Source organism: Mesorhizobium sp. WSM4841 (genome assembly GCF_055811515.1).
Genome location: NZ_JBVVQC010000013.1, coordinates 154,398 through 168,160, shown reverse-complemented (window position 1 = coordinate 168,160; position 13,763 = coordinate 154,398). Strand labels below are relative to the sequence as shown.

The following is a 13,763-nucleotide window of genomic DNA, read 5'->3' as shown; positions in this document are numbered from 1 at the left end:
GCGTCTTCGACGCCTGGTTCAGACACCAGAAAATAGAAACCATCGACCTCAATGCCCTGGCTCGATAGGATGGCAAACTGTTCGCGATGTCCTCGCACACCTGTTCGCGATGTCCCCAGTCCAAACAAAGGGAAGAAGGGAAGCTGCGCCCCACCTCAACCCAGCGCCCGCAGCTTTGCCTTCACCTCGAGGAAATCCCGCCACGCCAGCTTCTTGTGCGCGGGGGTTCTCAAGAGATAGGCCGGGTGAAGGGTCGGCATGGCGGGAATGGCAATACCGGAGGCGGCCGTATGGACGCGCCAATTGCCGCGCAGCCGCAGGATGCCCTCGGTGGTGTTGAGCAAGGTCTTTGCCGAGGGGCCGCCCAAATTGACCAGCACCTTCGGATTGACCAGCTCGATCTGCCGTTCGATGAATGGCCGGCAGATCTCGGTCTCGTGCGGCGTCGGCGTGCGGTTGCCCGGCGGCCGCCAGGGGATGACATTGGCGATATAGGCCGACGTCCGGTCGAGGCCGATCGCGGCCAGCATCCGGTCGAGCAGCCGGCCCGAGCGGCCGACGAACGGCAATCCCTCGAGGTCCTCGTCGCGGCCGGGCGCCTCGCCGACCAGCATCACCGCGGCATTCGGATTGCCGTCGGCGAACACGAGGTTCTTGGCGGTGAATTTGAGATTGCAGCCGTCGAATGCCGCCATGTGCTGGCGAAGCTCGTCCAGGGTCGCCGCGGTCGTTGCCAATTGGCGCGCCAAGGCCGCTTGCTGCTCGTCGGGCACCGTCGCCGTCCCGGACGTGGCGCGCACCGCCGGTGCCGCAGCTTGCCTTTCGCCCATTCCGGCGCGTGACAGGCTTGTCGAGCGTGGCAGTGTGGCGCTTCCACCAACTGGCGGAACTGTCGCCGGCGCCCGCTCAGGCGGCTTTGACGCAGCCTCAGCAAACCTGTTCAGCGGCTCGTCTTCGAGCGCTTCATCGACGCCGGCGCTGGCGTAGAAGGCCAGCAGGTCGGCGATATCTGGTCGGTCGTCTCGGGAAACGGCAGTCATACTTTCACATTCCGCCGCGCGGCAGCAATTTGCAAGTAATGCATGTAGCCCAAAAGCGCGCAGCGGTTTTGGGACAACGACATGACGAAAACAAGGATTCTTAGCTCGACGGTATACGCGGATCCTGCACCAGATAGAACGTCCAGCGCGGTGTGTAGTCGGTGATCAGATAATCGAATTTTGCTGTCTTCAACGGGTCGATCTTGCCGCTCTTGAACAGCAGCCGGTCATAGGGTTCGAAGTCGCGATCGAAATCGGCAAAGCTGCTCGACCAGATGTTGTCAGGCGTTTTGTTGCGCTGGTCGAACGACAGGCCGTCGCCGAACACGCTCGGCCGGTGGAGTATCTCCTGGAGCTCGAACTGGAACTCGACCCAGGCCTGGCCGCTGTTGTTGAGCACGTCGACGCGCATATACATGAGGCCATTGGCAAATTGGCCCGCAGTGCCGAAGGGCTGGATCGGCTTTGTCGTGCGGATCGTCAGTGTCACCGGTGTCGCCGAATTCAGCTCTTCGGTGATGACAAGTGGGTCCTCCTTTGTCCCGATGCCCGAGGCGCTGGTGATGCGGAAGCCGCCCAGCTCGTCGGAAAAGGAGTAGGCTCCGGCCACCCAGACCCTTTGCGGCTCGGCGTGGGCGCCAACGGACGCCAGCGGCAAAAGGGCCAAAACGAGCGCCCGGCAAATCCGTCCGGGCGACGAAAAAAAGCGCGTCGATGAAAAGCCGGATGGCCCAGGAATGCGCATGGTGCGAAGTATGGCCGATAAGCAAGCCGTCGAACAATTAAAAACGTCAGGGCGCCGGCTCTCTTTGGAATGGCTTGGCCCGGATCGATGTTCCGGTGGACCGCAAACCGCGATTTTGTAGTACGATGCGCGACTTTTTGACGAAATCGGCATTGTCACGTCAGCGCCGGTTTCACGTCGCGAATTGATGCGCTATGCAGCGGATAAGCCAGCAAGATGCGCAAATGCGGTAGCCAGTGAGATGTTGATGAGCGAGATCGAACGCGAAAGCATGGAATTCGACGTGGTCATCGTCGGCGCCGGTCCGGCTGGCCTCGCCGCCGCGATCCGTCTCAAGCAGGTCAATCCCGAGCTTTCCGTCGTAGTCCTTGAAAAGGGCGGCGAAGTCGGCGCCCATATCCTGTCCGGCGCCGTCGTCGATCCGATCGGCATCGACCGGCTGCTGCCGGGCTGGCGTGACGAAGAAGGACATCCCTTCAAGACGCCGGTCACGGCAGACCATTTCCTGGTCCTCGGCCCCGCCGGTTCGTTCCGTCTGCCCAACATCCTGATGCCGCCGCTGATGAACAACCACGGCAACTACATCGTTTCGCTCGGCAATGTCTGCCGCTGGCTGGCGACCAAGGCCGAGGCGCTGGGCGTCGAGATCTATCCGGGCTTTGCCGCCGTGGACCTCATTTACAGTGACGAGGGCGCGGTCACCGGCGTTGTCACCGGCGATATGGGCGTCGAGAAGGACGGCACGCATGGCCCTGGCTTCGCGCCGGGCATGGCACTGATGGGCAAATATGTGCTGATCGGCGAGGGCGCACGCGGCTCGCTGGCCAAGCAGTTGATCGCAAAATACCATCTTTCCGACGGCCGTGAGCCCGGCAAATACGGGATCGGCCTCAAGGAGCTCTGGCAGGTCAAGCCGGAGAACCACCGGCCAGGCTTGGTCCAGCATTCCTTCGGCTGGCCGCTCGACATGAAGACCGGCGGCGGCTCCTTCCTCTACCACCTGGAGGACAACCAGGTGGCGGTCGGCTTCGTCGTCCACCTCAACTACAAGAACCCCTATCTGTCGCCATTCGACGAATTCCAGCGCTTCAAGACCCACCCGGCGATCAAAGGCACATTCGAGGGCGGCAAGCGGCTCGGTTATGGCGCCCGTGCCATCACCGAGGGCGGCTGGCAGTCGGTGCCGAAACTGTCCTTCCCTGGGGGCGCGCTGATTGGGTGTGCTGCCGGCTTCGTCAACGTGCCGCGCATCAAGGGCTCGCACAATGCCGTGCTCTCCGGAATGCTGGCGGCCGAGCATGTCGCCGAGGCGATCGGCGCCGGCCGCGCCAATGACGAACTGGCTTCTTACGAGGCGGCATGGCGGGCAACCGACATCGGTAAGGATTTGAAGAAAGTGCGCAACGTCAAGCCATTGTGGTCGCGCTTCGGCACCGCCATCGGGGTCGGCATTGGCGGCCTCGACATGTGGCTGAACACGCTGTTCGGCTTCTCGCCTTTCGGCACGCTGAAGCACGGCAAGCCCGACTATGCGACGCTGGAGCCGGCCGCCAAGCATAAGAAGATCGCCTATCCGAAGCCGGACGGCGTGCTCACCTTCGACCGCCTGTCCTCGGTGTTTCTCTCCAACACCAACCACGAGGAAAACGAGCCTGTCCACCTGCTGGTCGCGGATATGGATCTGCAGCAGCGTTCCGAACACGATGTCTATGCCGGGCCATCGACACGCTACTGCCCGGCCAGTGTCTACGAATGGGTCGACAAGGATGGCAACGCCGCCGCCGATCCCGAGGCGAAGGACGTGCGCTTCGTCATCAACGCGCAGAACTGCGTCCACTGCAAGACTTGCGACATCAAGGACCCGAACCGAAACATAACCTGGGTGCCACCACAAGGTGGCGAAGGCCCAGTTTACCAGAACATGTAGCGTCAGATATTTGCTATTCCTAATTGACAGAACGAGTGGCAAGACTGCTGGCACATCTTGCACTCGACGTGGGATCGCGCGGTGCCGTGCCGAGCAGATCCGGCGAGCGTATTGAATGCCAGAAAATTGCCGTTCTGGTCTTCGCGCAAATACCGAATCTACGCCACGGCGGCGATGGTCGTACCCTCCACCGGCCGCGGCACCGGCGTTCCATAGACCCAGAAGGAATCCGGAACCGGAGAGCCGCTCCAGACCACGGCATCGGCGATCTTGGACGCCTCCCACACCACGGTTTTCCAGGCCGGATCGAAAATCATGTAGCCGGGATCGCCCATCACCTCGATGCGATTGCCCCCTGGTTCCAGCATGTACAGGAACGTTGCCCCGCCGATGCCGTGCCGGCCCGGCCCGTGCTCTATCGAAATGCCGGCTTCCCTTGCCAGCTCCGCCAGATCGAAGAGATGCTGCACCGAAATGTAGTGGAAACAGACGTGGTGGAAGCGTCCACGCATCTCCGTCGGCTCCGGGACGATTGCAATATCGTGCGAAAGGTTGGTCACGCTGAGCCAGCTCGCGATCGCCGACCCGTTGTCACCAACGACCCGCTCGCGCTCGCGAAAGCCTAGCACGTCAACCATGAAATCGCGGCAGGCGCCGGTGTTGGCGGCCATCAGGTTCAGGTGGTCGATGCGGCGAACCGGAATGCCGTTGAGCGGGCGTCTCTGCGGGCGATTAAGCAATTTCGTAGCCTGCCCGGGCGGTATGCTGACATAGTCGACGTCCCACAGCAGCTCCATCGAGTGCCCCTCGGGCGTTGCGAATCTGAAGGCGCGGCCATGGCCGGCGTCACCGTCGATCCAGCCTCGCCCGAGGCCGGTCGCCTCTACCGCTGCGACTCGGCGCTCCAGCGCCTGCGGGCTGCGCGTTCGCCAAGCAACGTGCCCCAGTCCGGCGTGCTGTGCCTCGGTCACCTTCAGCGAGTGGTGGTACTGCTCCTCATAGCCGCGCAGATAGACCGACTTGCCGCGCCGCTCGGTCTCTTGCATACCCATGAGGTCCATGAAGAAGCGTAATGTCCCATCGAAATCGGGCGTCAGCAATTCGACATGCGCGAGCTGGGCGACATCGAAGATTGGTTCGGAAAGGGTGTTCATAACGACACTCCTGAAGGTGAACGGGTCTATATTGAGGGAAATGTACTCCTGTATTCCTCAAGTGGCCGCACAACAGTTCGCGTAGTTCGCGCGGCGCGGTGTGATACCCTGTCAGGCCGCCGGTACCGGCTGAATGATCCCCTGCGCACAGAACAATTGCCCGTCGGCCAGCCGCGCATAATTATGAACGACTTTGTTCTCGTGATCCTGAACCTGCACGACGAAGTTACCGCTCTGCTCCGTCCAGCTCATGATGAACAGATCAGGGCGGACGCCTGTCAGATCGCTCTTCACGACCTCGTCGATCTGAGTAGCGCCGAGCGTCGCCCGCACATGCAATTCTGTCGGCGACAGAACCGTCAGCCGCGGCACGAACGGGCCGAATGCACAGTCGAAAGTCTTCCCGACGAGCGATGTCGCCCCACCACTGGTAGCAGCCATCCTATTCCTCCTTTGATGTGATGATTTAGCGCTCACACGCCCAGAGTTGGGCACACGAGCCTTCGCTGGCACAGAATGCTTATAAATCTGCTATTTTGCTAATTGGAGCGCTCCAATGTAGGGTCTGCCTTTTATGATGACGAGTCAAGAATAAACTTGGAGCGCTCCAAAAAAGTGTTTAACTGAAGGGGTGAACCATTCCAAAACGCCGACCCTCGCGGATGTCGGGAGAGTTGCCGGGGTCTCCCGCGGCACTGTCTCCAATGTCTTCAATCACCCGGACCTGGTGCGGTCCGACGTGCGCGAGCGCGTCGAAGCTGCGGCGCGCCAGCTTGGTTATGATGGTCCCGACCCTAGGGGGCGGGTACTGCGTAATGGCAAATTCAACGCCATCGGGTTTATGCCGCCGGGCGCCTATGCCATTGCCGACGTGATCAGAAGCCCATATGGACGCGAACTTGTGCTTGGCGTTTCGCTTGCGTGCGACGAGGCCGGGGCGACGCTGAGCCTAGTCAACGGTACGGAAGAAACGCGCACCTCCACCATCCGGGAGGCGTTGGTTGACGGCTTCATTTTGGGCCATAGCGTAGACATCGACCTGATCACCTCGGCGCAGCGCCGGCGCTTGCCATTCGTCATCCTCGAAAGCGATGCCGGCCCGGATATCAATTCGATCCGGATCGACGGCAGGAGCGGAGCGCTGATGGCTGTCGGGCACTTGGCTGCTCTCGGGCACCGGCATTTTGTGATCCTCTCCATCCGGCGCACATCCGGACCACCGATTGTCCACATGCCGGGCAAGGGCAAGATTACCGCGGGCTTTCAACTCGACTATGAAAGGCTTGATGGCTTCGCCCAAGGCTTGGCGGAGGTCAATCTGTCGATCGATGATTTTCCGATCATCGAAACCACCCCTGGGGAGCCTTCGGCCGGAGCTGTCGTGTTCGATCGATTTCCAGAAGCAACGGCAATCCTGACTATGTCGGACTGGCAGGCAATCACCGTGCTCGACGAAGCGGTTCGTCGCGGCATAAACATACCCGAGCACGTGTCGGTTGTGGGCTTCGATGGCACCGCGGAATCGGCACGCACCACGCCCCCACTCACCACTGTCACGCATGACATCGTCGGGAAGGGTCGCCTTGCTGCCCAGATGGTGTTTGAAAACGGCCAGCCGAGGCAGATCATCATGTCGGTTGAGCTGGCGGTCCGCGGATCGACGGGTCCGCCGCGTTGAGGAAATCCGCAAGGATCGCGATTGGCGCGCAGCACGCCGCGCTGCCGAACGCATGACGCGTCGCCCCCTTTCCGTGCCGCAGGCGCTTAAGAGACGCCGCGTTTGCGCCAGCCAGCGGACCATCGGGAACGCGGGGTGTGTTGAGATTCAAGCCAGGCCGCGCCGACATGGTGGTTTCCGAGAGCGTATGTTCGGGTACGAGAACCCGGAAGCGCAGGAAGTCCGCTTCTGGATCGAGAGACGTTCCGGCCAGTTCAATGTGCGATCGAATGCGTCGCTGTCATGCGTGGATCAATGGAGCACAACGTCAGCGTGTGAAGTCCACCGGAACCGTCGACCAAAATGAAAGCCGGGGAACGCCCGTTATATTTGCGGCGTTTAAAAGACGTTGAAGCGGCGCGGCGCTTGTGGTTCCCTTCCCTCCTGACGCGGAGAAATGACCATGCGCCTGGCGGTTTTGACGTGCCTTGTGGCTATTGGTGGCTTGTGCGGCTTCGCACCATCGGCATCGGCTGACACGAAGGTGCTGGTCAAGACCCGAACCTACGACATATCAGGAACCACGGGCGCCGCCCTGATCGAGGCCATGGACCGGAAAGGTCCGAAGCGGCACGGCTTCATGACGCACGCCATCGCGCTGGCCGCCTATACGGTAAATTGGGACCTTGAGATCACCAGGGAGGGTGGTGTCTGCCGTCTGCGGCAGGCCAATGGGACACTCGATCTCACCTACACCTTACCGCGCATGGTCTCAGCCGCGACGCCGGCGCTTCAGAAGCGCTGGAAGCGGTTTTTCGCGGGCGTTCGTGCCCACGAGCATAACCACGGCCGCATCGCCAGGACAATGATGCGGGCGACCGAGAAATCGATCACCGGACTGGAACTCGCCGACAACTGGGTTTGCAGCAAGACGCATCGCGAGGCGAGGCGCCGGATCAAGGCTGTCTATGCCGAATACGAGGCGAAACAGAACGCTTTCGACGCGCGCGAGCATCGCGCCGGCGGCCATGTCGAACGCCTCATCGGTGCCCTGTTGCGCAAGCAGTAGCCGCTCAGCTTCGAGTCCTGCCGTCCTGTCTCACGGAGGCGGTTGCGGTTTCATGTTCGTCGACCGGCTTTTTCTGTTCCGGCCTGAGCGAGAATTCCACCATCAGCGGAACATGGTCGGAGCCGGTGCCTTCCAGCCTCGACACCGAATGGATGAGAACCGCGCCCTTGCTGAAAACCTGGTCGATCGGCAGTCCGGCGAAGCGCAGGAAATCCGGCAGCTCGATATAGAGCCAGGTCGGCCCCGGCGAAGGCGCCACGGTCAGCTTGCCGATATCTGCGACTCGCCGGACGGCGGCGCTCCACGGCGCTGCATTGCAGTCGCATGCCATGATCGATGTCTCGCCAAGCGAGGCGAGTTCATCCGACAAATCGCCGATCTGCCATGATTGGTTGCGCGGCCATGGCCAAGTCAGGTGCATGGCGGCGACGTCGACCTCGGATCCGCCGAAATCGACCGTTGCGATGGCCATCGCACCGCGGCTGTCGCAGCGCGGTTGCGTGCCGGCGGCAAACGGCCGTCTGGACAGCAGCGCAACGCCGAAAACGCCATTGGGGTAGGGGCAGAGGATCCGGTAAGGATAGGCACTGGCGAGAAGGCCGAGCTTCGCCTTCCACATGTCAGATACCTCATCGAGGGTGATCACATCAGGCTGGGTCCGGCCGATCAGCGACAGGACTTTTTCAGGCGTTGGATTGTTGAACCGCAGATTCATCTGCAGCAGGCGGTAGACCGCCTGGTCACCGGGGACCGCCTGATCGCCGGCCTCGGCTTCGTAGGCTGCCTGGACCGGCCACAGGCGGGGCACCGACAGGGCGTTCGAGGTGGTGGCAAAGGCAGCCACCGCAAAGAGCAGTGCTGTGGCCGCCTCCAGGCGAAACGAGGTCGCCAGCAGCGGCAGCGCGCAAAGCGCCATCAGCACAGCAAGATGAGCGCGGAAATGAGCGAAGGAATCGAAGGCCGGATGCAGCGTTCCGAAAAACCCGGCCACCAGCGCGACCGAGAAGACGAGCATTGCTACGAATGCTGCCGACGCCATCATGTTTCGAACGCGTGCCATCTACTTTGTTTATCGGCAGAAATGCAGCCCAAATCAAGATTACGAAATGCCCTGCCGCGCGGTTACCAAGGTCCGGTCGATGCAAGCCGATCGGTGCTACTGGAACGCCGTCTCCGAAAAGCTTCTGAGCTTGCGCGAATGCAACCGTTCCATCGGCATCTCGGCCAGCTTTTCCATCGCCCTGATGCCGATGGTCAAATGCTGTGCCACTTGTCGCTTGTAGAACTCGGTCGCCATGCCGGGCAGCTTCAATTCGCCATGCAGGGGCTTGTCCGAGACGCAAAGCAAGGTGCCATAGGGCACGCGGAAACGGAAGCCATTGGCTGCGATCGTCGCCGATTCCATGTCGAGCGCGATCGCCCGTGACTGCGACAGCCGCTGCACCGGCCCCCGCTGGTCGCGCAACTCCCAGTTGCGGTTGTCGATGGTGGCGACGGTGCCGGTGCGCATGATGCGCTTGAGGTCGTAGCCGGAAAGGCCGGTGACTTCGGCGACCGCCTCCTGCAGCGCAACCTGGATTTCGGCCAGCGGCGGGATCGGCACCCAGACCGGAAGATCGTCGTCCAGAACATGGTCTTCCCGCACGTAGGCATGCGCCAGCACATAGTCGCCCAGCGCCTGGGTGTTACGCAGCCCGGCGCAATGGCCGAGCATCACCCAGGCATGCGGCCTGAGCACCGCGATGTGGTCGGTGATCGTCTTGGCGTTGGAGGGGCCGACGCCGATGTTGACCATGGTGATGCCGCCATGGTTCGGCTTCTTCAGATGATAGGCCGGCATCTGCGGCAGGCGCGGCGGTGCCACGCCATCGCTAGGCGCGCTTTGTCCAGCCTTGGTGACGACGTTTCCCGGCTCGACGAATTCGACGTATCCGCCGCCGCCATTCGCCATCAGCTTGTGCGCACGGGCGACGAATTCGTCGATGTAGAACTGGTAGTTGGTGAACAGCACGAAATTCTGGAAATGCTGCGGACTGGTCGCCGTGTAGTGCGACATCCGGTGCAGCGAGTAGTCGATGCGTTGCGCCGTGAACGCCGCCAGCGGCCTGGCTTCGCCTAACGCCACTTCGAACGTGCCGTTGGCGATCTGGTCGTCGGTGCCGTCGAGGTCCGGCACGTCGAACAGGTCACGAATCGGCCGCCTGATGCGCTCGGCTGCCGCGCCGTCGACATGGGAGCCTTCCAGGAACGCGAAATGCAGCGGGATGGGCGTCGTTGATTCCGAAACCGTGACCGGAACGCCGTGATTGCGCATGATCAGGCCAAGCTGTTCGGTAAGATAGCGTTCGAAAAGGGCAGGCTGGGTTATGGTAGTCGAGAAATGCCCAGGTGTCGGCATGTGGCCGTAAGCCTGCCGCGAGTCGATCTGGGTGAATGAAGTCGTGGTGACGCCGACCTCGGGATAGAAGGCCCGGTAGCGCTTGTTGTTGTCGCCGCCTGCGGCGAGCGCCGTAAATGAATCGCGCAGGAATTTGGTGTTGCGATCGTAGAGGACCTGCAAGGCCGCGACGGCCTTTCCTGCATCATTAAAGCTTTGCCGACCAAACGGCTCCGGCATCACGACTGAGTCTATGGCTTGGGGATAGATTCGCTTTTCCATGACCCAATATAGAGGCTTGGCCATGCGGTTGGGAGGGGCCAAAGGGTCGTTTTTTGTTTTTGGATAGTTTCGATGAAGGCCGATTGCGCCTAGCCGCGCCGCAGGCTGACCAACAGCACAAAGCCGACGCCGGTCTTCTTCAACGCCGGCGCTTCGATCGTCGAGCCGGCATCGGCGCGCATCGAGGGCACGGCCAGAACTGGCGCTGCAAGAACCATCAGGATGAGCGTCGCCCGCGGCACAAGCCGAAGGGTCTTGAGGGCGTTGGCGATGATGCGGTTCATGGTGTGTTGCTTCTCTCTAAGGGTTTCTGTCGGCGTCAATGGCGAAGGTGGCTCGGGCAACCGAACCGGCAGGAATTGGCCTGGTCCCAGGAGCGGGCTGGGCGGCCGGCCTCGGCAACGAGGATGGCGAACGACATGCCGAACAGGCTCATCAGCAGGCAGACGATGGTGAAGCGGCGGGCGAACATTGCGTGGTGTCTCCTTCAACACGCATGAGAATGCCCTTATGCAACTGAACCGGTTCTGATGCCGGCGTTCATCTGCGGTTCAAATTTATCGACGGAGGGTCGAGTGCCCGCCGCCACCGCGCCGTCGCCGGCCACGAGCGCCGCCGCAGTCTTGCTACCGACATCCAATCTTGCTGCCGACAAGGGCGGGTAAAATTGCTATTAGGGCGCTGAAGGCACGGCCCGCACGATTGATCCGTTGTCCCAAGCAGACGGCGCAAACAAAAAAAGGGGCCTTCGCGGCCCCGTTTTCAATTTGTGGCAGCGGAAACGATTAGAGCTTGTGCCAGGTCTGGCTCCTGCAGATCAGCCCGCCGAGCACGCAGCCGCTCATCTTGAGCGAAGCGCCCGAGACCGAGGCCTTGCCCGAATAGGTCTTGTCGGTCTCCGGGTCGGCTATGGTCCCCGTATATTTGTTGGCGCCGGACACCTTGAACGAACCGATGCGCTTGCCGGCAAACTTGCCTGATTTGAGCGTGATCGAAAATGCACCGCCGCCGCTTGAGATGGCGGCAGTCGAACCGGCTTGCGTTTTCCAGTTGCCTTCGATCGGATCGGCCCAAGCCGCGCCGGCCATGATCAAGGTGGCCGCAAGGGCCATGCTGATTTTGCGAAACATGTTTCTCCTCCCTCTGGGCATCCGGCCGGGTGTTCTGCCCGGCCTGTCTGCCTTTTACGCAAACGTAAGCTAATTCACCTCCCGACAAAACAAAAGCGGTGCCGCTGCGGAAGACTTCAGGATTTTCTGGCCGCACGAAGCGGTCTCGTCGGTGGGAAATGAAAAGTTCGCAACTCCGTCTTTGTCTCCCGTGGTTAGCGGAGTCTTGATCTTCGCCTCGCAAATTTTCGTCAAATTTAGTGCAAACCGGCGCAATTGCTGGCTTTGCATCCTTAACGAATTCTCGTGTTTACCTCTTGTTTTAGCTTTGTTTTCCTCAAATTAAGCACGCCACTTAACCGCGGATTCAAGCCTCCGGTTCATTCTCGAAAGCATCGAAAGAGCGGCCACCCCCAAGGGTTATCAACAGACACCAAGGGACAGAACGAGGCAGCTCTCGGGAGCCTGACAGGGGCTAGAACAGGGGATTGAAATGGCACGTTTTGAAATGCCTGAAGCCGGCTTCGGCGCCATGGGGGCAACTGCCCAGGCCGACATCCTTTTCGAATTGGGCATGATGTATGCGACCGGCCGCGATTGCGAGACCGATGTCGTCGCCGCCCACAAATGGTTCAACATCGCGGCGATCAAGGGCTCGGTCCGCGCCGCGGAACTGCGCTCGGAATTGTCGGCCGCCATGTCGAAGGTCGAGATCGCCAGGGCGCTGCGCGAAGCCCGCGAATGGATGACGATGCACTAAGTTGGCCCTGAGTTCATCGGGCACTGAGTTGATCGGGCACTGAGATCATCGACAGGGACGCTTCAGGTCAAGGCCGCGCAAGACGGCCGGACCGGCAAGAACAAGGCCGCGCAAGACGGTCGTACCAACAATGACAAGAACGCGGCAGGCCGGATACGGCCAAGCTGCGCGACGGACGGGGAAGGCGAGCGGTTTTCGGACGCGGGAGCGCTTGGGATCGTTCGATCGACAAAAGCCGCGACCGGCCGGAACAAGGCAGGCGCGGCTTTTGTGTTCAGGCCTCAGGTTGCAGGCCCAATCGAGTGCCGCCGATGCGCCTAGACAGGCTTGGCGAGGGGTGAAATTCTCCCACCTATTCTGGAAGAGGCGCGGCCGAAGCGGCCGTGCGCGGAGTGGAGGAGTTGTATCGCCATGAAAAAGTTGGTTATTTTGAGCGCGGCCATAGTGGGCCTGGTGATGAGCGCGCCGATTGCCTTCGCCGAAGACATCACCTTTTCGGTGGTCGGACCGATGACCGGACAGCTTGCCACCATCGGCGACCAGTTCAAGCAGGGCGCGCAAGCCGCCGCCGACGCGATCAACGCCGCTGGAGGTGTCGACGGCCGCCAGGTCAAGCTCGACGTCCAGGATGACCAGTGCGATCCGAAGCAGGCGGTTTCGGTTGCCAACCGCATCGTCGCCAACGGGGTCAAGTTCATCGATGGCCATGCCTGCTCGGGCTCGAGCATCCCGGCCTCGGCCGTCTATGCCGAAGCCGGTGCGCTGATGATGAGTCCGGCTTCGTCGAACCCAGAGCTGACCGACGCGGCGGCGAAAGCCGGCTGGCCGACGATCATGCGCCTTTATACGCGCGACGATGCGCAGGGCGCCTTCATCGGTCCATGGATCGCCAAGAAATATGCCGGCAAGAAGGTCGTCATCATGCATGACAAGAGCGCCTATGGGCAGGGCGTGGCCGATGCCGTCAAGGCGACGATGAACCAGAACGGCCTCACTGAGATCCTCTACGAGGGCATCAACGCCGGCGAAAAGGACTACTCGGCGCTTGTCACCAAGCTCAAGGAACTGAAGGCTGATGTGGTCTATTTCGGCGGCTACCACCCCGAGGCCGGCCTCATCCTGCGCCAGTCGGCGGAACAGAACCTCAAGTTCCAGCTGATCATGCCGGACTCGATTGCCACCCCGGAATTCTGGCAGGTTGCCGGCCCGGCCGGCGAAGGCACCATGTTCGTCTTCCCGTCGGATCCGCGGGCGAAGCCCGAAGCCAAGGAAGCCATCGAAAAGATCAAGGCGGGCGGCTTCGTGCCCGAGGGCTTTACGCTGTTCTCCTATGCCGTGATCCAGGCCTTTGCCGAGGGTATCAAGCGCGCCGGCAGCGACGACCCGGCCAAGGTTGCCGAAGCGTTGAAGAACGGTGAGCCGATCAGCACCGTCGTCGGCTCTGTCACTTTCGATGAAAAGGGCGACCTCAAGAACGTCAGCTACGACATCAACCAGTGGCACGACGGGAAATACGCGCCGATCCAGCCGTAACAATTGGCGTCGCTTGCGGTAAAACGGAAATGGCCGCGTCAGACCGGCCATTTTCATTTGGGCATGCGTCTGTGGCGCGTGTCTTCAACGTCACCTTATGAATGGGAGAA

General features: G+C 61.3%; 14 protein-coding genes. 5 read left to right on the top strand and 9 right to left on the bottom strand.

Annotation, left to right across the window (positions count from 1 at the left end; translation table 11 throughout):
* Positions 1 to 155 precede the first annotated feature (155 nt).
* Both AC0L14_RS17835 and AC0L14_RS17830 read right to left on the bottom strand, forming a co-directional pair.
* On the bottom strand, positions 156 to 1,040 hold the full coding sequence (locus tag AC0L14_RS17835) for a uracil-DNA glycosylase (RefSeq protein ID WP_473528086.1): 885 nt from the start codon (positions 1,038 to 1,040) through the stop codon (positions 156 to 158).
* Between the two features lie 100 nt (positions 1,041 to 1,140).
* On the bottom strand, positions 1,141 to 1,785 hold the full coding sequence (locus AC0L14_RS17830; RefSeq protein WP_473489796.1) for a hypothetical protein: 645 nt from the start codon (positions 1,783 to 1,785) through the stop codon (positions 1,141 to 1,143).
* Positions 1,786 to 2,032: 247 nt separating this feature from the next.
* Here AC0L14_RS17830 and AC0L14_RS17825 point away from each other — a divergent pair, with 247 nt between their 5' ends.
* Positions 2,033 to 3,712: an electron transfer flavoprotein-ubiquinone oxidoreductase gene (locus AC0L14_RS17825; RefSeq protein WP_473489797.1), complete on the top strand. Its 1,680-nt coding sequence runs from the start codon at positions 2,033 to 2,035 to the stop codon at positions 3,710 to 3,712.
* Between the two features lie 158 nt (positions 3,713 to 3,870).
* Here AC0L14_RS17825 and AC0L14_RS17820 read toward each other — a convergent pair whose 3' ends face one another.
* Positions 3,871 to 4,866 (bottom strand): VOC family protein, encoded by a 996-nt coding sequence (locus AC0L14_RS17820; protein ID WP_473489798.1) that lies wholly within the window; start codon positions 4,864 to 4,866, stop codon positions 3,871 to 3,873.
* Positions 4,867 to 4,977: 111 nt separating this feature from the next.
* Positions 4,978 to 5,307 (bottom strand): MoaF-related domain-containing protein, encoded by a 330-nt coding sequence (locus AC0L14_RS17815; protein ID WP_133254826.1) that lies wholly within the window; start codon positions 5,305 to 5,307, stop codon positions 4,978 to 4,980.
* A gap of 190 nt (positions 5,308 to 5,497) precedes the next feature.
* Between AC0L14_RS17815 and AC0L14_RS17810 the strand changes: the two genes are divergently transcribed.
* Both AC0L14_RS17810 and AC0L14_RS17805 read left to right on the top strand, forming a co-directional pair.
* Positions 5,498 to 6,544 (top strand): LacI family DNA-binding transcriptional regulator, encoded by a 1,047-nt coding sequence (locus tag AC0L14_RS17810; protein WP_123149869.1) that lies wholly within the window; start codon positions 5,498 to 5,500, stop codon positions 6,542 to 6,544.
* 442 nt (positions 6,545 to 6,986) lie between these two features.
* Positions 6,987 to 7,592 (top strand): DUF922 domain-containing protein, encoded by a 606-nt coding sequence (locus tag AC0L14_RS17805; protein WP_473528083.1) that lies wholly within the window; start codon positions 6,987 to 6,989, stop codon positions 7,590 to 7,592.
* Between the two features lie 4 nt (positions 7,593 to 7,596).
* Here AC0L14_RS17805 and AC0L14_RS17800 read toward each other — a convergent pair whose 3' ends face one another.
* The 5 genes from AC0L14_RS17800 to AC0L14_RS17780 form a co-directional block, all read right to left on the bottom strand.
* Positions 7,597 to 8,652, bottom strand: a complete 1,056-nt coding sequence (locus tag AC0L14_RS17800; protein WP_473750223.1) for an endonuclease/exonuclease/phosphatase family protein — start codon at positions 8,650 to 8,652, stop codon at positions 7,597 to 7,599.
* A gap of 96 nt (positions 8,653 to 8,748) precedes the next feature.
* Positions 8,749 to 10,209 (bottom strand): AMP nucleosidase, encoded by a 1,461-nt coding sequence (locus AC0L14_RS17795; protein WP_473489801.1) that lies wholly within the window; start codon positions 10,207 to 10,209, stop codon positions 8,749 to 8,751.
* A gap of 131 nt (positions 10,210 to 10,340) precedes the next feature.
* Positions 10,341 to 10,535: a hypothetical protein gene (locus AC0L14_RS17790; protein ID WP_473489802.1), complete on the bottom strand. Its 195-nt coding sequence runs from the start codon at positions 10,533 to 10,535 to the stop codon at positions 10,341 to 10,343.
* A gap of 35 nt (positions 10,536 to 10,570) precedes the next feature.
* The gene (locus AC0L14_RS17785) at positions 10,571 to 10,723 is read right to left on the bottom strand and encodes a hypothetical protein (RefSeq protein ID WP_165848692.1); all 153 of its coding nucleotides are present in this window, start codon (positions 10,721 to 10,723) and stop codon (positions 10,571 to 10,573) included.
* A 313-nt stretch (positions 10,724 to 11,036) separates the two neighbouring features.
* Positions 11,037 to 11,381 carry a DUF2147 domain-containing protein gene (locus AC0L14_RS17780; protein ID WP_473489803.1) on the bottom strand — a complete coding sequence of 115 codons (345 nt, stop codon included), beginning with the start codon at positions 11,379 to 11,381 and terminating at the stop codon, positions 11,037 to 11,039.
* 472 nt (positions 11,382 to 11,853) lie between these two features.
* Here AC0L14_RS17780 and AC0L14_RS17775 point away from each other — a divergent pair, with 472 nt between their 5' ends.
* Together AC0L14_RS17775 and AC0L14_RS17770 are read left to right on the top strand one after the other, a co-directional pair.
* Positions 11,854 to 12,120 carry an SEL1-like repeat protein gene (locus AC0L14_RS17775; RefSeq protein WP_027152750.1) on the top strand — a complete coding sequence of 89 codons (267 nt, stop codon included), beginning with the start codon at positions 11,854 to 11,856 and terminating at the stop codon, positions 12,118 to 12,120.
* 411 nt (positions 12,121 to 12,531) lie between these two features.
* Positions 12,532 to 13,653, top strand: a complete 1,122-nt coding sequence (locus AC0L14_RS17770) for a branched-chain amino acid ABC transporter substrate-binding protein (protein WP_473750222.1) — start codon at positions 12,532 to 12,534, stop codon at positions 13,651 to 13,653.
* Positions 13,654 to 13,763: the final 110 nt, after the last annotated feature.